Source organism: Algimonas ampicilliniresistens (assembly GCF_030159955.1).
Taxonomy (GTDB): domain Bacteria; phylum Pseudomonadota; class Alphaproteobacteria; order Caulobacterales; family Maricaulaceae; genus Litorimonas; species Litorimonas ampicilliniresistens.
This window is the reverse complement of sequence record NZ_BSNK01000001.1, coordinates 965432-988055: the sequence shown is the minus strand read 5'-3', so window position 1 is coordinate 988055 and position 22624 is coordinate 965432. Positions and strand designations below refer to the sequence as shown.

16 protein-coding genes are annotated in these 22624 nt (G+C 55.3%); 5 read left to right on the top strand and 11 right to left on the bottom strand.

The window, feature by feature from the left end:
* Nucleotides 1-2: 2 nt before the first annotated feature.
* The gene (locus tag QQL54_RS04630; RefSeq protein WP_348520699.1) at nt 3-1145 is read right to left on the bottom strand and encodes an acyl-CoA dehydrogenase family protein; all 1143 of its coding nucleotides are present in this window, start codon (nt 1143-1145) and stop codon (nt 3-5) included.
* Nucleotides 1146-1361: 216 nt separating this feature from the next.
* Nucleotides 1362-4022: a TonB-dependent receptor gene (locus tag QQL54_RS04625; RefSeq protein ID WP_284388087.1), complete on the bottom strand. Its 2661-nt coding sequence runs from the start codon at nt 4020-4022 to the stop codon at nt 1362-1364.
* A 303-nt stretch (nt 4023-4325) separates the two neighbouring features.
* On the opposite strand from QQL54_RS04625, the gene QQL54_RS04620 reads away from it, so the two are divergent.
* Entirely contained in the window at nt 4326-5534 is a 1209-nt protein-coding gene (locus QQL54_RS04620) for an acetyl-CoA C-acetyltransferase (RefSeq protein WP_284388085.1), read from the top strand.
* A 25-nt stretch (nt 5535-5559) separates the two neighbouring features.
* Nucleotides 5560-7911 (top strand): 3-hydroxyacyl-CoA dehydrogenase NAD-binding domain-containing protein, encoded by a 2352-nt coding sequence (locus tag QQL54_RS04615; RefSeq protein ID WP_284388083.1) that lies wholly within the window; start codon nt 5560-5562, stop codon nt 7909-7911.
* A gap of 54 nt (nt 7912-7965) precedes the next feature.
* Here the strand turns inward: QQL54_RS04615 and QQL54_RS04610 are convergent, their stop codons facing one another.
* From QQL54_RS04610 to QQL54_RS04595, 4 genes are read right to left on the bottom strand one after another with little or no spacing between them, the layout of a single operon-like run.
* Nucleotides 7966-8829 (bottom strand): alpha/beta hydrolase fold domain-containing protein, encoded by an 864-nt coding sequence (locus QQL54_RS04610; protein WP_284388081.1) that lies wholly within the window; start codon nt 8827-8829, stop codon nt 7966-7968.
* The gene (locus QQL54_RS04605; RefSeq protein WP_284388079.1) at nt 8829-10271 is read right to left on the bottom strand and encodes a flavin-containing monooxygenase; all 1443 of its coding nucleotides are present in this window, start codon (nt 10269-10271) and stop codon (nt 8829-8831) included. The genes QQL54_RS04610 and QQL54_RS04605 overlap by 1 nt, the downstream gene beginning before the upstream one ends.
* Before the next feature lie 41 nt (nt 10272-10312).
* On the bottom strand, nt 10313-11128 hold the full coding sequence (locus tag QQL54_RS04600; RefSeq protein WP_284388077.1) for a hypothetical protein: 816 nt from the start codon (nt 11126-11128) through the stop codon (nt 10313-10315).
* Nucleotides 11106-12545 (bottom strand): MFS transporter, encoded by a 1440-nt coding sequence (locus QQL54_RS04595; RefSeq protein WP_284388075.1) that lies wholly within the window; start codon nt 12543-12545, stop codon nt 11106-11108. The genes QQL54_RS04600 and QQL54_RS04595 overlap by 23 nt, the downstream gene beginning before the upstream one ends.
* 69 nt (nt 12546-12614) lie before the next feature.
* Between QQL54_RS04595 and QQL54_RS04590 the strand changes: the two genes are divergently transcribed.
* The 3 genes from QQL54_RS04590 (at nt 12615) to QQL54_RS04580 (ending at nt 15283) form a co-directional block, all read left to right on the top strand.
* Nucleotides 12615-14003: a flavin monoamine oxidase family protein gene (locus QQL54_RS04590; protein ID WP_284388073.1), complete on the top strand. Its 1389-nt coding sequence runs from the start codon at nt 12615-12617 to the stop codon at nt 14001-14003.
* Between the two features lie 2 nt (nt 14004-14005).
* Nucleotides 14006-14725 (top strand): Crp/Fnr family transcriptional regulator, encoded by a 720-nt coding sequence (locus QQL54_RS04585; protein ID WP_284388070.1) that lies wholly within the window; start codon nt 14006-14008, stop codon nt 14723-14725.
* A 72-nt stretch (nt 14726-14797) separates the two neighbouring features.
* Entirely contained in the window at nt 14798-15283 is a 486-nt protein-coding gene (locus QQL54_RS04580) for a hypothetical protein (RefSeq protein ID WP_284388067.1), read from the top strand.
* Nucleotides 15284-15352: 69 nt separating this feature from the next.
* Here QQL54_RS04580 and QQL54_RS04575 read toward each other — a convergent pair whose 3' ends face one another.
* The 5 genes from QQL54_RS04575 to QQL54_RS04555 all read right to left on the bottom strand — a co-directional run bounded on the left by QQL54_RS04575 (nt 15353) and on the right by QQL54_RS04555 (nt 22546).
* Nucleotides 15353-16099: a cell wall hydrolase gene (locus tag QQL54_RS04575; protein WP_284388065.1), complete on the bottom strand. Its 747-nt coding sequence runs from the start codon at nt 16097-16099 to the stop codon at nt 15353-15355.
* A gap of 275 nt (nt 16100-16374) precedes the next feature.
* A complete protein-coding gene (ppdK, locus tag QQL54_RS04570; protein ID WP_284388063.1) occupies nt 16375-19026 on the bottom strand; it encodes a pyruvate, phosphate dikinase in 2652 nt (883 codons plus the stop codon).
* Between the two features lie 138 nt (nt 19027-19164).
* The gene (gene glyS, locus QQL54_RS04565; RefSeq protein ID WP_284388062.1) at nt 19165-21225 is read right to left on the bottom strand and encodes a glycine--tRNA ligase subunit beta; all 2061 of its coding nucleotides are present in this window, start codon (nt 21223-21225) and stop codon (nt 19165-19167) included.
* Nucleotides 21225-21638, bottom strand: a complete 414-nt coding sequence (locus QQL54_RS04560) for a hypothetical protein (RefSeq protein WP_284388060.1) — start codon at nt 21636-21638, stop codon at nt 21225-21227. The genes glyS and QQL54_RS04560 overlap by 1 nt, the downstream gene beginning before the upstream one ends.
* Nucleotides 21635-22546 carry a glycine--tRNA ligase subunit alpha gene (locus tag QQL54_RS04555; protein ID WP_284388058.1) on the bottom strand — a complete coding sequence of 304 codons (912 nt, stop codon included), beginning with the start codon at nt 22544-22546 and terminating at the stop codon, nt 21635-21637. The genes QQL54_RS04560 and QQL54_RS04555 overlap by 4 nt, the downstream gene beginning before the upstream one ends.
* Nucleotides 22547-22624 lie beyond the last annotated feature (78 nt).

The window sequence follows — 22624 nt, the reverse complement described above, 5'->3', positions numbered from 1 at the left end:
AACTAAAGTCCCATTTGGCGGACGGCGAGGTCTCGCATGATTTCTTCTGATCCACCACCAATCGCGATGACTTTCACGTCCCGATAGATCGACTCCACCCGATTGCCGCGCAGATAGCCAGCCCCGCCCAGGATTTGCATAGCCTCAGACGCCACAAATTCGAGCGATTTGGTCGCGAGAAATTTCACCTTCGTCAGCTCCGCCACGGGCATCGAGCCCCCTTCGATTGCCGCACAGAGGATCCATAGATGGCTGCGCAACGCATCGATTTTGGCGCTCATATCTGCAATTTTATGGCGGATAACCTGATGCCGGATTAGCGGTTTCCCGAAGGTCTCGCGCTGTTGCGCCCAAGCGATACTGTCCTCTAACGCGGCGTCCATCATGCCCAACGCGATAGCGGCAAGGCTGAGACGTTCGTAATTGAAGTTCTGCATAATCTCGATGAAGCCATAGTCCTTCTGCCCCATCAAATTTTTACCGGGCACGCGCATATCATCGAAATAGAGCGCCGCTTGGTTGGAGGCCCACCATCCCATTTTTTTGCCCAATTCGGTTCGGGAAAAGCCGGGCATGTTGGGTTCGACAAAGAAGAGCGATATGCCCGTCAGGCCCTCGCCACCGGTGCGGGCCGCGACGACAAAATAGTCGCTCTCCATACCGCCCGTGATGAAGGTCTTAGACCCGTTTAAAATCCAATCATCGCCATCTTGACGCGCGGTTGTCTTAATGCGCGCCACATCGGACCCCCCGCTCGGCTCCGTAATGGCGAGCGACGATCCTTTTCGCCCAGCAATAATTTCGGGCAGCACGCGTGTTCGAATATCCTCAGCCGCTAAGCGTTGGATAGGGTCCAGCGAGATTCCACGACCGCCAATGGCCGCGCCGATGCCGCCAACGCCGCACCGAGCGATTTCTACCGATGCGTCCATACGCATAAATGGGTCGTCAAAACCGTGACCGCCATATTTTTCGTCGATCCCGAAGCCCCATAGGCCGAGCGCGCCGAACTTCTCATGGACCGCCCATGGCACATGGCCGGCCTCATCCCACTCAAAAGCGTGCGGCACGATTTCCTTCGTCATGAAATTACGCAGCGTTTCACGAAAGGCGCGTCTTTCATCAGTGTCGAACGGGTTATTCAGCATCGGTCCTCCTATGCCATTGGCGTAGCGAGGGGGTCCGCCGACAGCAATAAAGCGCGCAACCCATCATAAGGGCGTAGAGCGGCGATAGCGCGCCGAACGATTGACAATCACCCATAGAAAAAGGGCCGCCCCCTCCGGACGGCCCTCCTCCCCTTTGAAACGAATCGCGCTGGCTTCTGCCCGCTGTCGATCCGCCTCCCCCCGTGTGTACGCTTAGAAGTTTTTACGCAGGCTCACACCATAGGTGCGTGGCTGGTTCGGGTAGGAACTAACCGTTCCAGACTGAACAACGCCTGGGAAGCCGCTTGTCAGTGTTTCATGGTTGAAGATGTTCCGACCCCAGAAACGGACGTCCAATCCATTTTCAAGGCTGATACCCATGGCAGCATTCACGAAACTCGTGTCGCGAGTAACACCTGGGATATTGTCAACGACTTGGACTTCATCTTCATACTGATAGTCAGCGCGAACAAAGGCTTCGATCGAGTCAGTCAGGTCAAAGTCATACTGACCAGAGAAAGACAGAGACACTTCGTTGATACCGCCAGGCTGAGCGCCTGAGAGATCACCACTGCCATCTTCGACACCGTCCGCGAGATCGAGTGCGCCGCCCTCAACGACTGGAGCATTCTGATAATCGTCATAAACAGGATCTTGAAGGATACCAGAAAATCCGAGTGTCAAACCATCGACTGGTTTGATGGTCGTGTCGAATTCAATACCCTGTGTGGATTGTGAACCCGCATTAGCAAGAACGAAGCCCGTGCCTTGGAAGATCGTAGACTGGAAGCCCGTGATCGTCTGATCGAAGGCGGCGATGTTGATCGCACCCCATTCGAAACGCGCTTTTAGACCGAGTTCATAGACTGTCGCTTCTTCAGGACCCGCAAAACGAGTGCCGAAGTTGCGGCCCGTCGTGACGTTATAATTGTTAGGTAGAAGCCCCGCTGTCTGCAAAGCTGCTCCACTTGTAGCGAATGGACGAGAGTCACGTGTCAGGTTCCAAGATGAGGATTTAAAGCCTGTCGATGTCGACGCATATACGTTCAGATTATCGCTAACTTCGTAAGCTGCCTTCAAAGTGTATGTGAAATCGTCATCCTTCGTGCGGCCATCTTCAACCGAATTTGGGAATGCCAAAAACTGCGGCTGGAACTGAAGATCTAGCAATCCAGAGAGTGGCCCGTTCGGATCGGCGGCTAGGCCGGCTGAGGCACCCTGAACCAAGGCAACGTAGCCTGCTGCAGCCGGACCGAAGGCACCGGAAGCGGCTAAGCCAAGATTGGTTGCATTGAATGGAAGACCACCCAGCGCTTGCGAGAATGATGGAACACCCGCCGCTGCATTACCATCCAAGAACAAGCCCGTTGCGATAACCGTCGTACCCTGCGCACCCGTCAGTGTCAGATTACTAAACACATCATTGTTGGTCGTAGACGCACTAACGTTCTTCTCATCTTCTACGTAAGCCCCGCCAACCGTTAGGGTCAGACGATCTGTCACCTCATAATCGAAGTTTGCAAAGAGTGAGAAAGATTCGTTTTCCTGAGCGAAGTTTTCGTCAGTCGTAACATTCTCGTTAAAGAAAGTTCCTTGAGCAAAGCCCAGAACCTGCTCAATACCGAATAGAGGCGAAGCTTGTGGGCCTAGAACAAGAGACGCTCCCTGAGAACCCAACGCGTCAATATAGCCACGCAGATCTGGGCCATACTGCAAACCAGAGTTTTGATCGATCGACTCATCAAAATAGAAGCCACCAACAAGCCAGCTCAGTGGGCCGGACCCCGTCGAAGCGATGCGGAATTCCTGGGTGAAGGTATCGATTTCAACATCCTGAAACACATCATCCAGAAGGCGAAGTGACGTGAAGTCATTATCACTGCTGTAGGCTGAATCGTTCTGACGATACGATGTAATGGAAGTGAAGTTTACACCACCCATCCACTCTAGATCTTTTTCAAGCTGGAGCGAGACACCTTGGTCATCAATCTCATTCTGTGTCGCCCGGTTTGCGGCTGTCACATAATTAAACGTCCCTCCAAGACCTGGGAGTGTTCCACCCAGCGCTTGAATAATTGGAACGGTTGGGCCAGCAACGGCGGTTGTCGTACCACAGCAGTTTTCATCGATTGTTGAACGATCCAGAATCAGGCGAGCCGAGAAATCGTCGGTCGGTGTCCAGAGCGCTTGTGCGCGGATATTGAAACGATTGAGATCGTTGAAGTTTCCACCCGTTGTTCCCGGTGCTTCTTCGAAATAGCCATCGCGTTTCTGAAGTCCGCCGCCGAGGCTGACAGCGACATCTTCGCCGATGGCGCCAGTGATGTAGCCCTTGGCATACATCAGATTATAATTGCCGTAACCGCCCTCGATATAACCCTCTGTGTCGAAGCTAGGTTCGTTGGTGATAACACTAACAACACCGGCCGATGCGTTTTTACCAAACAGTGTCGATTGCGGTCCGGACAAGACTTCGACGCGCTGTAGGTTCGGCAGATCAACGATCTGAGCCGCTGCGCGTGAGCGGTATACACCATCAATGAATAGACCAACCGATGGCTCAATACCAATATTGTTACCGCCATTGCCGAAGCCGCGAATAACCAGTGTTGAGTTTGCAGAGTTTTGTAGCTGAGAGACTCGGAATGTCGGAACAACCGATTGTAGGTCTTTAATGTCGAGAATTTGGGCTTTTTCGATTACGTCCGCTGACGTGACGCTGACAGCAACAGGTGTGTCCTGAAGCGTGGTTTGGCGTTTCGTGGCGGTGACGATCACTTCGTCTTCGAAGTTGTCTTGCGCGTAAGCGGCGGGTGCTGCGAGCAGTGCCAAAGTGGCCGTAGATGTCGCGAGGAGCGAGCGTGTCTTGATCATGAGGTTCCCGGTATCTTGATTGGTAGCCACTTCTTGTAGCTTTAGTCGCGAATAGTCGGGCGTTTGAGGAGTCGCAAGCAATCTTTGAATGGCAACAGAATTCTATTTGGAATTGTTGTTTTCAGGTCACAGCACCAAATTTCGCCACAAATGTTAGCTGAGTGATCACTCATTATGCGTTTTTGCGGGTCAGCACATCACGGATGAAGACAGAAATCGCAGTATGGTACCCTTCCCATGCCCGCGCGCACCGTATTAGAGGCAGCACAAATCAGTTTCAGACTCATCGAAGGAGTTTCGACAATGGCCGAAGCATTCATTTATGACGCGGTGCGCACACCGCGCGGTAAAGGCAAGACAGACGGTAGCCTGCACGAGATCACCCCGCTGCAACTCGCGGCGCAGGTCATGAAGGCAATTCCTGAGCGCCTCAACATTGATAAAGGCGAAGTTGAAGATGTGGCGTTCGGCTGCGTCTCCCCTGTCGGCGAACAGGGCGCGGTCATTACACGGACAGCCGTGCTAGAAGCGGGTTTCCCAAATCAAACCTCCGGCATTCAGGTCAATCGTTTTTGCGGATCTGGTCTTGAAGCGTCTAACATTGCGGCCGCCAAGGTCATGTCCGGCGAATGCGAAATTGCTATGGGTGGTGGCGTTGAGAGCATGTCCCGCGTCCCCATGGGCAGCGATGGCGGCGCAATGGTCACAGATCCACAGGCCAGCTTCCAAGCCTATTTCGTTCCGCAGGGCATCTCTGCCGATCTCATCGCGACAAAATATGGATTTTCACGCGATGATGTCGATGCCTATGCGGTCGAGAGCCACAAACGCGCGACCAAGGCCTGGGATGAAGGTCGGTTCGACAAATCGATCCTTCCAGTGAAGGACGTTATGGGCGTCAACATCCTTTCCAAAGACGAGACCATCCGTCCCAAAACAGATATGCAGGCGCTCGGTGCGCTCAACCCATCATTCGCGATGTTGGGTCAGAACTTCGGCTTCAATGACGTCGCACAAATGCGTTACCCAGAAGTCGAAAAAATCAATCACGTCCACCATGCGGGCAATAGCTCCGGCATCGTCGACGGCGCATCAGCTCTTCTCTTCGGCAGCCAATCTGCTGGCGAACGTCTTGATATTAAGCCCCGCGCGCGCATCGTCTCCATGGCGTCCATCGGCTCAGAACCAACGATCATGCTGACAGGTCCAGAAGTTGCGGCGCAAAAAGCGCTCCGCACGGCGGGTATGAACGCTAAGGACATCGACCTTTACGAGCTGAACGAAGCCTTTGCGGCGGTTGTTCTGCGTTTCATGCAGGCCCTCGACGTCGATCACTCGATCATGAACGTCAATGGGGGTGCCATTGCAATGGGCCACCCCTTGGGTGCGACAGGCGCGATGATCCTCGGCACAATGGTCGATGAGCTGGAACGGGCCGATAAAGAAACGGCTCTTGTCACGCTCTGCATCGGCGGCGGGATGGGCATCGCGACCATCATTGAGCGCGTTTAAGACACACGGATATAGGACGAACCCCATGAGTAATTATACAACGTTCTCTGTCGAGGTGGACGCAGACGGCATCGCCGTTTTGAAAATCGATGTGCCGAACCAAGGCATGAATGTCTGGGATGAAGCCTTGATGGCGGAGTTCCCGAAATTTGTAGACAGCTTTGTCTCTGACGATGCCATGAAGGGCCTCGTTATTGCTTCGGGCCGCGATAATGGCTTCATGGCTGGCGCGGACCTGCGGATGCTGGAAAAGCAGACAGGCGAGCTTTCACGCGAAACTTTTAATGATGCGATGATCCTGAACGGTGCGCTCCGCAAACTGGAAACAGGTGGCCATACGGACCGCGAAATCCAGCGCGAAGGCAAAAAAGCAAAACCTGTCGCTATCGCGCTCGAAGGTTTGGCGCTTGGCGGTGGCTTTGAGCTGGCGCTGGCCGGTCATTACCGCGTCGCCGCAGACTCCCCGAAAGTGAAGCTTGGCCTTCCCGAAGTCCTTGTTGGCTTACTCCCCGGTGGTGGCGGCACACAGCGTGTTCCGCGTCTGGCGGGTCTACAAAACGCAGCCCAGCTGATCACGTCCGGTGCGTCGCTGAACGCTCAGAAAGCCAAAGCTCAGAACCTGATTCATGAGATCGTCGAGCCCGGCACGACCATCGATGCGGCGAAAGCTTGGGTCAAAGACAATCTCGGCGGCACCTTGCAGCCGTGGGATGTCAAAGGCTTCCGCGTCCCCGGCGGTGCGGGCGCAATGAACCCGAAAGCGGTTCAATTCTTCTCTGCGGCCAACGCGATGGCGCTGGCGAAGTCCAAAGATAACTTCCCGGCCATCAAAGCGATCATGTCCTGCCTCTATGAAGGCACACAGCTACCAATGAGCAAGGCCATTCAGGTTGAGACAAAATATTTCCTCTCCCTCTTTGCCGACCCAGTCGCGCAAAACATGATCCGCACCTTGTTTGTGAACAAGCAAGCGGCTGAAAAAGGCGCAGGCCGCCCCGAAGGCATTGATCGTATTGAGATCAAAAAAGTCGGCGTTCTCGGCGCGGGCCTAATGGGTTCGGGCATTGCGCATGTGACGGCCAAAGCCGGGATGCAGGTCATCTCGCTCGACCGCACGGATGAGGAAGCGCAGAAGTCTGTCACCTATACCAAGAAGATTCTCGACAAACGCGTCAAACGCGGTCGGATGACGCAGGAGAAAGCCGACGCCTTCCTTGCGCGCATCACACCGACCTCAGACTATAATATGCTCAAAGATGTCGACCTGATTATCGAAGCCGTATTCGAGCGTCCTGACGTCAAAGCCGATGTGATCAAGAAGACAGAAGCGGTGATCCGCAAAGATGTGATCTTTGCCTCCAACACATCAACGCTGCCAATTGGCGGTCTGGCAGAGAACTCCGTCCGTCCAGAGAACTTCATCGGGCTGCACTTCTTCTCGCCCGTCGAGCGGATGCCACTGCTGGAGATCATCCCGCATGAGGGCACAGGCGACCGAGCACTCGCAGCGGCGTTCGATTATAATCGTAAGATTAAAAAGACGCCGATCGTCGTGAAAGATGTACGCGGTTTCTTCACCAACCAAGTCTTCCCGCCTTACATTGCCGAGGCCATTTCCATGATCATGGAAGGAACATCGACGGCGCTGATCGAAAACAGCGCTCTGAATATGGGCCTGCCTATCGGCCCGCTTGGCGTGCAGGATGAAACTACGCTCAAATTGGGCTATGACGTCATCCAGTCCACTAAGAAGGAACTGGGCGACGCCTATCAATCAACTGGCACGGAAGAGTTTTATGACCTGATGGTCAATGATCTTGGCCGATCCGGTCGTCGTTTTGGCAAGGGCCTCTACAATTACGATGAATCCGGCAAACGCCTCGACCTTTGGAAGGGTGTGACCGATCACTACCCGCTCGCCGCAGAGCAACCGTCTCAGGCTGAAGTGCAGCAGCGCCTCATGTATGCGCAGCTTATTCCGACAGCGCGTACCTTCTCTGAAGGCGTCGTCCCTGACCCACAATCGGCTGATCTGGGCGCGATCTTCGGCTGGGGTTTCCCACCCTGGACTGGCGGCCCAATGAGCTACATCGACACAATCGGTATCGACACATTCGTCGCGACAGCCGATATGCTGGCACAGAAACATGGCGAGCGCTTCAAAGTGCCAACCTTGTTCCGCGATATGGCTGAAAAGGGCGAGACTCTTTATGGCGGAGCACCGAAAGCCTACAGCAAATCCGCGCTAGAGCGGATGCTGGAAGCGGACGTGGTCAAGATTGCGAACGGTATGGGTATTGCCGCCAGCGTCGACGATCTGAAGGCCGATACGATCGCCAAAATCCTGGGCGCCCAGTCCGGCAAGAAAGCCGCCTAAGCCGCACTCAATAAACCAAACATCAAGGCCGCCCTCGGGCGGCCTTTTTTATATCTACCTCAACATCCCGGCGATCTGCTTGAGAGTTCGATGACGGTCGCTCATCGGATAGAACATCCAGTAATGACCATAATTTGGCTCAACCGTCAGGCTGGCGAGCTTACCTGCTGCGTCTGCCTTCTCCGCGAAGTCCTGCGCTGGTGGATAGAGAACGTCCTTCGCCCCGGCCACAATGTGTAAGGCGGGTAGCTTCGAAACATCCGCGAATAAGGGACTGATCAACGGATCGTCGCGGTCCATATCCCCCAGGTAGCCGCTCACGGCGGGCTCTAATCCGAAAGGCGTAATAACCACACCATAATCATCGGCCTTGGTGAAATCTTTCGGACCCGTCAAATCAAGCCACGGGCTCCAAAGGATGACGGTCTCCGGATTTGGATCGCCTCGCCCGGCACGCGTTTGTAGAATGGCGAGACTTAGATTAGCCCCGGCACTGTCCCCGCCGAGCGACACGTTCTGCAGCCCATAACAGTCAATGCAGCTTTCAAAATGACGATCCGCCCAGCCAATAATATCACGTGCGTGGGCATCAGGTGGCAGTGGATAATCCGGCATAATGACCGTCAATCCGGCGTGATCAGCGAGTTCAGACAGCGACATATAATGTAGCGCCATAAGGCCGTAAACAAAGCCGCCACCATGTTGGTGGACATAGACGTTGTCTGTAGTTCCGCTTTTAGGAACACATATCCAGATTGCCCGTCCCTCAAATTCTTCCCGTCGCCAGCGGGCCGCATATTTTTTCGGAGGCAGCGTATTGCGTTGTTCACCCCGCGCGGCATCGGCGATCATTTTATTGCGGTGTTTTGTCAGGCGCAGCACGCCCGTCATTACTTTATACCCGAAAGACGTTCCCATCAGCCGAACTTAAAGTGATCGAAATTGGGATGAGTCAGTCGCCGCTTGAATTCACGCGAGCTCCCGGGCCAATTATTTGTCACTTTCTCTCCGTCTTTATACCAAGATGCGTCGATTTTATCCCACGCCGTCTCTCGCAGGCGGCGCTGAATTTCGTCATTATAATGGGCTTCCGCATCCGGCTTAACTGTCACAATTTGACCGTCGGCTTGCGACATCAACTGCCGGACCATCTCGAATTGTTGCTCCAGCTTGTAAATGATGCTGGTGTGTCCCGTATTGGTGTTCGGGCCGTAGAGAATGAACAGATTTGGAAAGCCTGACGTCATCACGCCCAGATAGGCTTCGGCCCCATCCGACCACCGGTCTTTGAGCGTAAGACCAGACTCACCAATTACGTCAATTTCCTTCAAAAATGGATTACTAAAAAACCCTGTCGCGAAGGTGACGGCATCATGCGCACGTTCAACGCCGCCAGCGACAATGCCAGATCGGGTAAACGTCTCAATTGGGTCGAATACAATTTCGACATTATCGCGCGCCAGTGCCTCAATATAAGTATCTGATAGAAGTATCCTCCGCGCCCCAATTGGATAATCAGGTGTCAGCTTAGCGCGCATCTCAGGGTCATCCGGGAAGCTCTTTTTGAGCTTTTTTTCATGCTGCCAGCGCAGCATGGCACCTTGCAATTTCTTGCCTTGGATCGCTGGCCACAGACCATATTCGCCCTGACACCAGATGGAGGCTCGGTAGAGCTTGGCAAAACTGGGGAAGGTCTTGCCGATCCACTTTTCTAAACGGCTATAAGGACGGTCGCCCTTGTCGATGATCCAGTTTGGGCTGCGGTGATAGACGGTGAGTTTTTTCGCAACCTTCGCCACCTCAGGAATAAGCTGGATCGCAGATGCGGCATTGCCGACGCAGGCAATACTGCGCCCTTCCAGTTCGACCGAATGGTCCCAATTTGCAGTGTGAAAGACGGGACCAGAATAGTCATTCAAGCCGTCAAAGTTTGGAATACGGGGATGGTGCAATTGGCCAACCGCTGACACGAGATAACGCGCCTGCAATTGATCGCCACCCTTAAGCGTTACCCGCCATTCGCCATTTTGATACTCCGCCCGAACTACCTGAGACCCGCAACGAATATGTGGACGCAGTCCGAAACTATCAGCGAATTTGTTTACATATTGCAGGATCTGTTTTTGCTTCGCCCATTTGAAATCCCACGTTGGATTGGGCGCGAAAGAATAGGAATAGAGCGCGCTCGCGACGTCACATTCTGCGCCGGGATAGTGGTTATCCCGCCAAGTCCCGCCAATGTCGTCAGATTTCTCAAGCAGCAAAAAATCATCTTGGCCGGACTCGCGCATTTTTGCAGCCAGACCTAACCCGGCAAACCCAGTTCCAATAATGACGGTTTCGAACCGTTCTGGCTCCATAGATCCCTGCCCTCAATTCCGCCCAGATGGGCTGAATTTGGCTAGGGTTCCGGCTCCAGACTGTCAAACGGTCCCATGCAACCATCACGCTGAGGAAGAACAAACAGGCAGTTGTCCAACGGCGCATCGATTTGGTGACGCGTCCAGATCACTTCATTCGCCTTCACTCCGTCATAATAAAGCCGGACGCGACGGGGCTGCACCCAGCTGATGCCGGGATTGGAATAAAAGTCCGAATAGATACGTTCGTGCCAGCCACGGTCTGTATCAAACGCAACGCTCAGGATCGCATGATCGGCTTGCGCAATCGCGAATTGCGTTTCGCCGCCAGCCGGATCGGTGATGCGGATCAGATAGGCCGTCTTCCCGTCGATCAGATCATCCGGCAGCCGTGACAGGCTATAACCTTCACTCAAAGCATGTCGGATCACACCAAATCCAAAGTTTGAGGCCCAACGTTTATCGGCTTCTGACTTGGGTTGCGCCCCCTGCGCAGTCGATGTGATTTCACCGTCAAACGCGACGTCGATGATCGCTTGGCCATCACGCACAGACGTAATCCGCACCTTGCCATCTGCGCGGTGAGCGTCTGCCTTCCCGGCGTCATAGACACGATACATCGTATGTCGCTCGTGCCGGGTCGCGTCGCCGCCCCGATAGAACACGGCGTAGCCATCCATCGATAAAGTTTCAGGACGCACCCAGCTCTCGCCACCCGCTGCTGCGTGAGCAGCCTGCATGATGTCCTCGGCCGACCGGTCCGGCGTATCTGGAAACAGGGTCAGATAGGTGTCTGCCCCGGTCGCCGTTGCGCAAGCGCTGAGCGCGAAGCCGCTAAGGATGAGCGTGCGGATCAAGACCGAAATCCTTGTATTTGCCGAGCGTGAGAAGAAGCGCGCCGCCGATCAGGAAACCGAACGACGCCATGAGGAGCACAGTCGAATAGTCCGGGTCAGTGCCACGAATAAGATTGAAGATGATCGGCGATGTGCCTGATCCCAATCCAAAGGCTGCGTAGATCAGACCGTAAATACGACCATAAGACTTCATACCGAAATAACGGCTGACGAAATAGGCCATCAAGTCGAATTCGACCCCCGCCGCCAGACCAACGAGAATGAGTGCGACAACGTTCAGTCCAAGTGGGAAATCGCCCATCAATATCCAACAGCCTAAGGCTGGAACGGTGAGAAAGACGAACCCGATCAGCGGCGCCCAGATACGATCAACCAGATAACCCCCAACCAGTCGTCCAACCATGGTCGACAGACCAATCACGCCGGCCCCAATCAGGAGACTGGCAGACTGATTGGCCGTGTAACCCTTATCGAGAAGGATGAATTTGGAATTGGCGATGATCCCGGAAACAACTGCGCCCAGCAACATGAAGCAAAACAGGATGATCCAGAACCGATAATTCGAGTAGATTTCTCGAACCGTCAAACCGGGCATAGGGCTGACATCAGGTCCACCCGACTTCATGAAGACGTAGCCAAGATAGGTGATGAAAAAAGCCGCCATCATCAAAATGGCTTTTACCGCGCCATTTTCCTGACCCAGAACTGTGATCACGACGGCGCACAGGGCGATAGCAATCAGGATTGGAATCCAAATCCAACTCATCAGAGAGCGTTCTGCGGTCGTATCGACATCTGCGAGTTGGCGGTTTTCCTTCTCATCTTTGAACAGGATGAAGGCTAGCGGCAGTGAGAGCACAAGCGGCAGCATCCCCACACCAATATAGGCCCAGCGCCAGCCAAATGCGTTGATCATCGCTTGGATCGAGGGAGACGCTACGAAACCATATAAGCCTGTTCCCGTTAGGGCGATGCCAAGAGCTAGGCCTCGATGGCGGTCGAAATTATTTACGATCGCCTTTGTCCATGTGATGGGAAGCGTCGCGGATCCTAGGACAGCTGTGACGAAGAAGATGAGATAGAAGACCCGCGGGTCCGCCGTCATCATCGAGAAACCAATTGTACCAAGGCCAAGCGCGACGATTGAGGGCAGTAAAACCCGCCTTGCCCCATATCGATCAACCAATTGTCCGGCTACGGGCGCTCCAATCAGCACGCCAGATGTCATGAACAAGAACCCGGCCGTGATCACTTCACGCGACCAGCCAAATTCTTTCGCCAGTTCAGGGCCGATAATTATCAAAGCCCAATATGGCAGCGGCGATAAGCAAAGCGCAATTCCAACAAGGCTGGCGAGCACGATCGGCCAGCCCCTTGCCCATTCCCCGGTCGTTTCTTTTACGGCGGTCTCAGCCATCTTGTTCCCCGAAATTTCCATTTGCGACTTTGCCGCTTCTGCCCGAGATTGTTCCCTATGAATTGCGACATGACAAGGCGTTCCGCGCTGACTGGATTGGCGGCAACCACTTTATTAACGCCAGCCTGTCGTTCGAGTGAGCGAAGCCTAGATGCAGACGTGATCGTTATGGGGGCTGGTTTGTCAGGTCTCTATACGGCGATGTTGCTCGAAGACGAAGGGTTTGACGTTCAAGTCGTCGAAGCTCTGCCCCGCGTCGGTGGTCGGATGTTCACACTGGATCATGACGGTGGATATACAGAAGGCGGCGGACAACAGATCGGCGCTAGCTATGCGCGCATACTTGATGTCGCTGCGTCACTCGGCGTGCCGCTTTATGCAGAAGCAGGTCGAGGACCGAGCACGGCGCATTTCCTCAACGATCAGTGGGAGGCAGGAGCATTTACGGTGCCGCAATTTCCAACCGCTTTTCAATCAACACCGCCCTCTTCCGTCCTGTTCCGACTCCTTGCCAGCGAACCCGGCTTTGAATCAGCAGAAGGCTGGCTTGATGCGGCTCCTGAGCTCGATATTTCCGCGCAACAGTTTTTGACCCAACGGGGCTTTTCGCCTGACGCGCAGGCGCTGGTTGAACGCACGCTCAACGCCAATAGTCTTGAAACCTATTCCATGTTGAACCTGCACCGAACGTGGCAGCTCTACCAACAAAGTGGCGGCATGGGCGTGTCTCAATATGTCGAGGGCGGAAGCCAGAGATTGCCAGAGGCTATGGCGGCGAGCCTCGCCAGACCTGTAAGAACTAATAGTCCGGTCGCAAGCGTCGATGTGAATTCAACCTATTGCGAGCTCAAAGTCGGCAGGGAAACCCTCCGCTCTACCCATGCAGTCTGTGCCTTACCCCTGCCCGCCCTGCGTCGCATTGAGGGACTTAGGTCCCTTGCAAATTCGGCTCTAACTGAAGCCATTTCAGACATTCCCTACACTCAGATTTTGCAGATCCATATGCAGAGCCAAGCGGCATTCTGGGACGCGGACAATCTCGGTCCGAGCATGTGGACGGACACAGAGCTTGAGAGAATTTTCGCCGATACGGGCCGTGACGGCAGTCTTACTGGATTTCACCGGGGCTGGATTAATGGCTTAGGCGTTGAGCCATGGGTGGCCTTGGGTCAGCAGGCCGCGCCGCGAAGATATCTTAAGCAACTAGCCGAACTGCGTCCATCGACACAGGGCGCGCTCACGCCACTCGCTTATGTCGATTGGACGGAGACGAATCCCTATGCTGGCGGAGCCTATTATCACTGGAAACCGGGCCAGGCTGGTCGCTTAGCGCGCAGAATGAGTGATCCAATTGGAAAACTTCATTTCGCTGGCGAACATCTCGGTATATTGCACACCGGCATGGAAGCAGCCATGGAGTCGGGGGAGCGCGCTGCGCTCGCCATTATTGAGGGATAGGCGTGATCGTTCGCAAGGGACATTTGGCTGAAATGGCCGAGGGCGCTGAAAGCGCTGAGCTGGACTTTCTGTTCTCAGAAGGTCGTGAACGGCATTTTGTGCAAGGCGAGCATCTGATTACCGAAGGTGAGCGAACAGACTATTTCTACGATGTGCTCGACGGAACCGTTGCTCTCGCGCGCAACGGTCGTGATGGCCGTCGCCAAATCCTATCATTCCTCGGGGCGAGGCAATTTCTCGGGGCCAGCTCAACTGAGCGTTATCCCAATCTCGCAACCGCTCTGACACCCGTTACAGCCATCTGCTACCCTCGGGCTGCATTAGAGCGCGTGTTAGAGACGACGCCCAGTTTTGGTTCGAAGTTTCGTGTTGTCCTAACGCGTATTCTCGAAAGCTCGCACGACCATGTTTACACGATTGGCCAGCGAAGCGCCGTCGAACGCGTCGCCTCGTTCCTCCTCTACTTGCGGTCCAATCAGGCCCGATTCGATCCCGTTGGACCGCGCGATAAGTCGACCCATATTGAATTGCCAATGACGCGGTTGGACATAGCCGACTTCCTTGGTCTGACGATTGAAACGGTCAGTCGGGCGTTCTCGTCACTCAAACGGTCCGAGGTCATCACTTTCAAGGACAGCCATTCCTGCGAGATAATCAATCTTGAGAAGATCCGTGAACTGGGTGGGCGCGAAGATTTCACAGAACATCGCGGACGGGCCTAGTCAGCTTGGAATAGGTCAAAGGTCTGATTTTGCGACGGGCTACAGCCCTTACCGCAAAGCTAGGAGATATTCATGCCCACGACCAACCCGCTAAAGCTGCAGATGCCGACGCTCGCGCGCCACGAAGGCGTTTGGGAAGGCATGTATCGCTATTATGACGCTGACGGAAATAAGACAGACGAACATAAGTCACGCCTAATTTGTCGTTTTCCAGAGGACGGCAGCCACCCCTACCACCAGACCAATCACTATCTGTGGGACGACGGCCGGACCGAAGTGCGCGACTTCCCGGCGACTGTCGCGGACGGACGGCTACGGTGGGACAATGAGTTAATCCAAGGTTGGGCCGCTGATGTCAACTTGGACGATCTTGGTCGCACGACTATGCTTTATTGGGTCAGAACCGGCGAGCCAGACCTCTATCTATATGAGATGATCCAAATCAGCGATTGCGGGCAGAAACGCGCCCGCACATGGCAGTGGTTCAAAAATGACGCGTTGATTTCGCGGACGCTCGTCGATGAGCGTAAAGTCTCTGATGATTGGACCGGTCAGTAGCTTCCACACAGTCCCAAAGAAAAAGGCGCGCCAATTGGCGCGCCTTTTTTAATTCAAATCCGTCGAGATTTAGGACGGGGGCGCAACTCTGAGCGCAACCGTCGCTGTGGGGCGTTCGCGGAACGGGAAGCGGTAAAATACATGGCTCCCCACCTGACGGGTCATTTCCAGCGAATCTGACCAATGCGGATTGATTGCCGTCGTATGGTAATGGGTCGACCGGCCAACTAGGCTGCGCGGCGACTGCATCAGCACAAAATCAGCCATATCTTTGGAGCGTTTCCAAGCTTTGCCTTTTGGTGCACGATCCATGGAACCGTCACAGGTAAAGCTGAACTGACAACCAGTACGGCGTTCCGAACCCTGATACACAACACCACAGATCGAATCTGGGAAGTGTTTGGAATAAACACGGTTCTGGATCACTTGGGCCACAGAAATTTGGCCAGCGCGTGTTTCAGAGCGCGCTTCGTAATAAATAGCTTCTGCTAGGCAGTTAGCTTCACGCATTTCGGCGTGGCTCTGACGACGCAGGACTGATGTGTCTTGGTCAATGGAACCTAAATCAAACTGTACGCGTTGGAGGGGGGTCTCAACAACGGAGTCTGGTCCGTATAGCTCGACCAGACGACGCACAGAGGCGCTATCCGTCTGCGGCTCAGGCATCCGGCGGAAATCAGTCGCGGTCTGGGTCAAAACGACCTCGACACGCTGGTTGGAGGCCTTATCGGCCACCGCAGGCATAGCCATGGCACCGGCGGCAACTGCCACCAGACCTACGGCCCATCCTGCTATAATCTGTCGCTTCGGTCTCATTACCGTTGCTCCCTGACTTTGTCGTCGCGGCCTTGCAAGTGACGCGCCCAATTAGATTAGGCATAGTCACATTCATAAACGTAGAGTGTGACTGATCTGCCACGCCGCATTGCGATATAAGGTTAAAGGAAAGTTACGCCCATTTCTGGGAAAGTGCCGATGATTGGGGGTGTCGGCAGTGAACTTGTTTGTTGGATAGCATATAGCTGTGCCGTTCCCCGAATACAAGCCGGGGCTAAATCATTAGAAACGCATGACTAATTGTTGTGTCTGGATCAGCCTTTAGCGCGAATCGCAGCCTGAGCTGCCGCTAAACGCGCAATAGGGACCCGGTAAGGCGAGCAGGACACATAATTAAGCCCAGCACGCTGACAGAAGTCGATTGAGGCCGGATCGCCGCCATGTTCACCACAAATACCCAATTTTAGATCAGACTGAGTCGCGCGGCCCCGTTCGGCGGCAATCAGGATCAGGTCGCCTACGCCGTCTTGGTCCAGCGTCACAAACGGGTCTTTGTCCATGATCCCAGCCCGAACGTAATCTGGGAGGAATTTACCTGCATCATCACGGGACAGTCCGAATGTGGTCTGGGTCAGATCATTGGTGCCAAAGCTGAAGAATGCTGCATGGTCGGCGATCCGGCCTGCGCGTAAAGCCGCGCGTGGCAGTTCGATCATGGTACCGACCGTATAATCAGACACGCCAATATCTGCCGCGACCGCATCAATCAGGGCTTTCAGGATTTCCAGCTCTTTTTCGCTGCTGACCAGCGGGATCATGATTTCCGCGATCGGGTTGGTCCCGGTTTCCTTTGCGACAATCGCTTGCGCTTCCAGAATAGCACGAGCCTGCATTTCGTAGATTTCCGGGTAACTGATGCCCAAACGACACCCCCGGTGACCCAACATCGGGTTAGTCTCGGCTAGTTCACGCGCACGGGCCATCAATTCACGCGCGGGAACGCCGATGGACGCGGCAACGGTTTCAATGTCCGCTTCCGTGTGCGGCAGGAATTCATGCAAAGGCGGATCAAGCAGACGGATCGTGCAGGGGCGATCTTCCATAATCCGGAAAATAGCGGCAAAGTCATCGCGCTGTGTCGGGAGTATCTTTGCGAGCGCATCGCGGCGAGAATCTTCGCTATTGGCCAGGATCATTTCGCGGAAATGCGCCAGACGGTCGGCTTCGAAGAACATATGTTCTGTCCGGCATAAACCAATGCCTTCAGCCCCGAACCCTTTAGCGGTTTCAACATCGAGCGGCGTTTCGGCATTCGCGCGTACTTTGAGCGTCCGCGCGGCGTCCGCCCAACCCATAACCAGAGCGAAATCGCCCGAGAGTTCAGGTTGAATCATCGACACTTCACCAGCAAAAACTTGGCCTGTCGCGCCGTCGACCGTGACAGTGTCACCGCGTTTGATGGTGCGACCCATGCAGGTGAACTCACCCGCCTCATAGTCGATGCGGATTTGGCCTGCGCCGGACACGCAAGGCCGCCCCATGCCGCGGGCCACAACGGCGGCGTGCGACGTCATTCCGCCGCGAGCCGTCACAATGGCCTCCGCCGCATGCATGCCGTGAATATCCTCAGGCGAGGTTTCGACTCGGACCAGAATGACCTTATGCCCGGCTTTGGATAGAGCTTCCGCTTCGTCGGATGTGAACACCACTTCGCCGATGGCGGCGCCCGGTGACGCCGGAAGTCCTGTCGCGACAATATCGCGGGCCGCATCCGGATCGAGTGTTGGGTGCAGCAATTGATCCAACGCCAGCGGTTCGATCCGCATTAAGGCTTCTTCGGTCGTGATTGAGCCGTCATTGGCCATATCGACCGCGATTTTAAGCGCCGCGCGTGCCGTACGTTTGCCGGTCCGGGTCTGCAACATCCAGAGCTTGCCGCGTTCCACGGTGAACTCAATATCCTGCATGTCGCGGTAATGCGCTTCCAGTTGCGCGAAGACAGCCGCGAGCTGAGTATAAACGTCGGGCAGCGCCTCTTCCATCGACGGCGCGTCTTCGCCCATATTCAGACGCGCTTCTTTGGTCAGCGTTTGCGGCGTGCGGATACCCGCCACCACGTCCTCGCCCTGCGCATTGATCAGGAATTCGCCGTAATAGCGGTTCTCACCCGTGCTCGGATCGCGGGTAAAGGCCACGCCCGTTGCGGAAGTTTCGCCCATATTGCCGAACACCATCGCCTGCACATTCACGGCTGTGCCCCACGCAGCCGGAATATCATTGAGATTGCGGTAAACCACTGCGCGTTCATTCATCCACGAGCCGAAGACGGCATCAATCGCACCTTGGAGCTGCTCACGTGGGTCTTGCGGGAAGTCGCGACCCAGCGTGTCCCGCACGGCGGCCTTATATTTCGCAATGACGCCTTCCCAGTCGGCAGACGTCAGTTGCGTATCATGCAGATAGCCCGCATCGAGCTTGGCATCTTCCAAAATGTCTTCGAATGTGTGGTGGTGCATGCCCATCACGACGTCGGAATACATGGTGATGAAACGGCGGTAGCTATCCAGCGCGAAACGACGATCACCGGAGAGTTTCGCCAGGCCTTCGACCGTTTCGTCATTCAGACCGAGGTTCAGCACCGTATCCATCATACCCGGCATAGAGGCGCGCGCGCCGGACCGAACAGAGACAAGCAAAGGATTATCCGTTGCGCCGAAGACCTTGCCCGTCAAAGTCTCGATATAGGCGAGCCCCTGCTCCAGTTGGTCGTTCATTTCCGGCGGGTAAACTTCGCCGTGATCGTAATAATAGGTGCAAACGCCAGTCGTCAGAGTGAAGCCCGGAGGGACGGGCAAGCCGAGGCTCGCCATTTCGGCGAGGTTGGCGCCCTTGCCACCCAGCAGGTTTTTCATTGTGGTGTCGCCTTCGGCCGAACCGCCGCCGAATTTATAAACCCACTGGCTCATGAACTTTGTCCCTGACTCACCGCCTCTTTCCCCAGCATAAACTGGGGCGAGAGGCCTTCATATCGCCCAATAGGCCTGCACGGTTGCACTGCAAGTCTGACAGCGCTGTCTTCTGCGCAAACTTTTCGAGGCGATGGATTATCCATCGAGCCGCGAGAAATCAGCGATCCGGTGGAACGTCTCGACCACGGCAGACAGCAGCGCCAAACGCCGCCCGCGTTCGTCGGCATCATCAGAGTTCACGACGACATCCTCAAAGAACGCATCAATCGGTGTGCGCAAGTCGGCGAGCGCCGACAAAGCGGCGGGATAGTCGCCAGATTCGAGCGCAGTATCGATGGCTGGGCGGGTGTTGGTGAGCGCTTTTGCGAGCGTATCAGCCGGCTTAGCCGTAAAGCCAGACAGCGTGTCGAAGTCGGCCAGCTCTAGCTCGCCCTTCTTCTGCTCGGCCTTGAGAATATTCGCCGCGCGTTTGTAACCCTGAACAAGGTTTTCGCCGTCAGTATTGGAGAGGAACACGCCGAGCGCTTCCACCCGTTGAGAGATAGCGAGGAGGTCATCGCCGCCATGTGCAATCACCGCGTCGATCACGTCATGGCGTTGGCCTTGGTCACGGAGATAAACGCGAAGTCGGTCAAGGAGGAAATCCTGCAGATCACCACTTGCAAAAAGTGTGTTTCGATAGTGGTTTTGCGCATGCTCAAGATAGAGTTCTAGCGTGCTCACTCTGACAGAATTGCTTATAATAATTCTTACGACGCCCAACGCCGCCCGCCTCAAGGCAAATGGGTCCTTGCTCCCAGTCGGTTTCTCATCAATCGCCCAGAACCCGACCAACGTGTCGATCTTATCGGCTAGCGCCACGGCCATGGAGACTGGGTTGGTCGGCACGGCATCGCTGGGGCCTTGCGGCTTGTAATGATCTTCGATCGCGACCGCGACGTCCGCATCAAAGCCCGCTTCCGCCTCATACATCCAGCGTCCGACCTGCCCCTGTAGGCTGGTCGCTTCGATCACCGTCTGCGTGACGAGGTCACATTTGGCGAGTTTGGCAGCGAGTTCCGCCTTGTCAGGATCAGCGCCGACATGCGGGGCGATCTCGCGCGCGAGGGCGGCGACGCGGGCAGCTTTGTCGCGGACGGAGCCGAGCTTCTTGTGGAACACGACCTCATCCAGTTGATCATAATAGTCGATCAGATTTTTCTGACGGTCTTGATCTTGGAAGAATTTCGCGTCTGAAAGCCGCGCGGAAATGACCTTGGCGTTGCCCGCCTTGATCGTCGCGCCGCCGTCTGGCGTTTCCAGATTGGCCATGATGACAAAATTCGGTGTCAGTTTGCCGTCCGCGCCTTTGACGGTGAACGTCTTCTGGTGTGACTTTAGCGTCAGGCGAATGACCTCATCAGGCAGTTCAAGGAAGGACGGGTCCATATCGCCGAGCAAGGCGACCGGCCATTCGACCAACCCAGTGACTTCATCCAACAGCCCTGCATCTTCGACCAAGTCGAGCCCGGCCTCTGCGCACACCGCTTTGGCCTGATCCAACACGCGTTCGCGCCGCGCATCACGGTCGAGCATGACATGCCCCTCACCTGTCAGCTTGGCTTGGTAGTCAGCAAAGTTCGAGACCTCAAACGGACCCGGTCCCATCTGACGATGACCATGCACGATATTATCAGAGGCAATTCCGCCGACGGTAATGCCGTTCAGGCTCGTGCCATCCAACAGGACCGTCAGCCCGCGGAGTGGGCGCACCCAGCGAAAATCCGTATCGCCGGACTTCATCGACTTCGGCCACGGGAAATCACCCATAACGGACGGGATTAAGTCAGTCAGAACATCCGCCGTGTCGCGACCTTCGGATTGCAGAACGGCGACGTAATACTCGCCCTTCTTATCTTCCCGCGTTTCAGCTTGCGAAATATCGGTCAGTCCCGCGCCGCGCATAAACCCGGCGAGCGCTTGTTCCGGCGAGCCGACACGCGGCCCTTTGCGTTCTTCGGATACATCCGGCGACCGGGTCTCAACGTCAGTAATATATGTCAGACGCCGCGGCCCCGTGAGTGCCCGGCTACCGTTTGGCGTTAAGCCAGCAGCCTTAAGCCCAGCATCCATCAGCTTCACGAGATCATCGCCCGCACGTTTTTGCATCCGCGCCGGGATTTCTTCGCAGAAAATTTCAAAGAGAAGTTCGGCCATTAGCCGTCACACCGTCCCGTAACTTGTGCGCTCACATCAGACCCCAACAAAGAGATCGAGCCCGTATAGCTCGCGTCAGTCTGCTGCGTCGCCTCTACGCGCACTTTCCATTTCAGATAATCGACCACTTCATAGGTCACGTCGATCGTTTCGCCGGATAAATCCGGCACTTCCCGCGGGACCAGCTTCAGCGTTTCGCCTTTAAACCGCGCATAGCCCATATGATCGAGATCGTCTTTGCGGGTCACGAATAAGGCCACCTCGGAGTTAACCGCGTCCACTGCCGTGAACACACATTCAGTCGGCTGCACACGAGCCACCGGGAAGGCTTCAAACGCGCCCCTTGTTTCATCAACAGGCGGTTGGCACGCGCAGAGAGCAATGGCTGCGGTTAGGGTAAGACCACGTTTCATGCTGCGCGGCCCTTCTCGCCATCGACCCAGCTTTCGGCGCAACCGCGCGCAAGATCCCGCACGCGTTTGATATATTCTTGTCTTTGGGTCGGCGACACCACGCCGCGCGCATCCAGCAGATTGAACAGATGCGAGGCTTTGAGCGCGTGTTCATAGGCTGGCAGTGGCAAGGGTGTATCGAGCGCCAAAAGCGCCTTACATTCGGCTTCCGCCATCTCGAATCGTGTCAGGATATTATCCGTATTCGCATGTTCGAAATTATAGGTGCTCTGTTCGACCTCATTCTGGTGGAACACGTCGCCGTAAGACAGGCTTTGCGGCGTGCCGGGCGTGTTGAACGGCAGGTCGAACACATTATCGACGCCGAACACATACATGGCCAAACGCTCTAGCCCATAGGTGAGCTCGCCAGACACCAAATCGACATCGAGCCCGCCGACTTGTTGGAAATAGGTATATTGGCTGACTTCCATCCCGTCGCACCAGACTTCCCAGCCTAAGCCCCACGCGCCGACCGTTGGGTTTTCCCAGTCATCTTCGACAAAGCGAATATCGTGGATTGTCCGGTCAATGCCAATCGCGTCGAGACTGCCGAGATAAAGCTCCTGCAGATCAACCGGATTCGGCTTCATAATGACTTGGAACTGGTAGTAATGCTGCAAACGGTTTGGGTTTTCGCCGTAGCGGCCGTCTGCTGGACGGCGCGACGGCTGCACATAGGCCACATTCCATGGTTTCGGCCCGAGGGAACGCAGCACCGTCGCCGGATGCAACGTCCCGGCACCGACTTCTGTATCGAAGGGCTGCAGGATTGCGCAGCCTTTCGACGCCCAATAGCTCTGCAAGGTCAGAATCAGATCCTGAAAAGACCCCGGTTTGGAATGCGATTTGGCGGTATGGTCCGTCATGGCGGCGGCTTTACGCCGTTGGGTAGGAAGTTCAAGCGCGACTCGCGGTTTGAACGTGTCTTTCAGTCGTGTTTTACG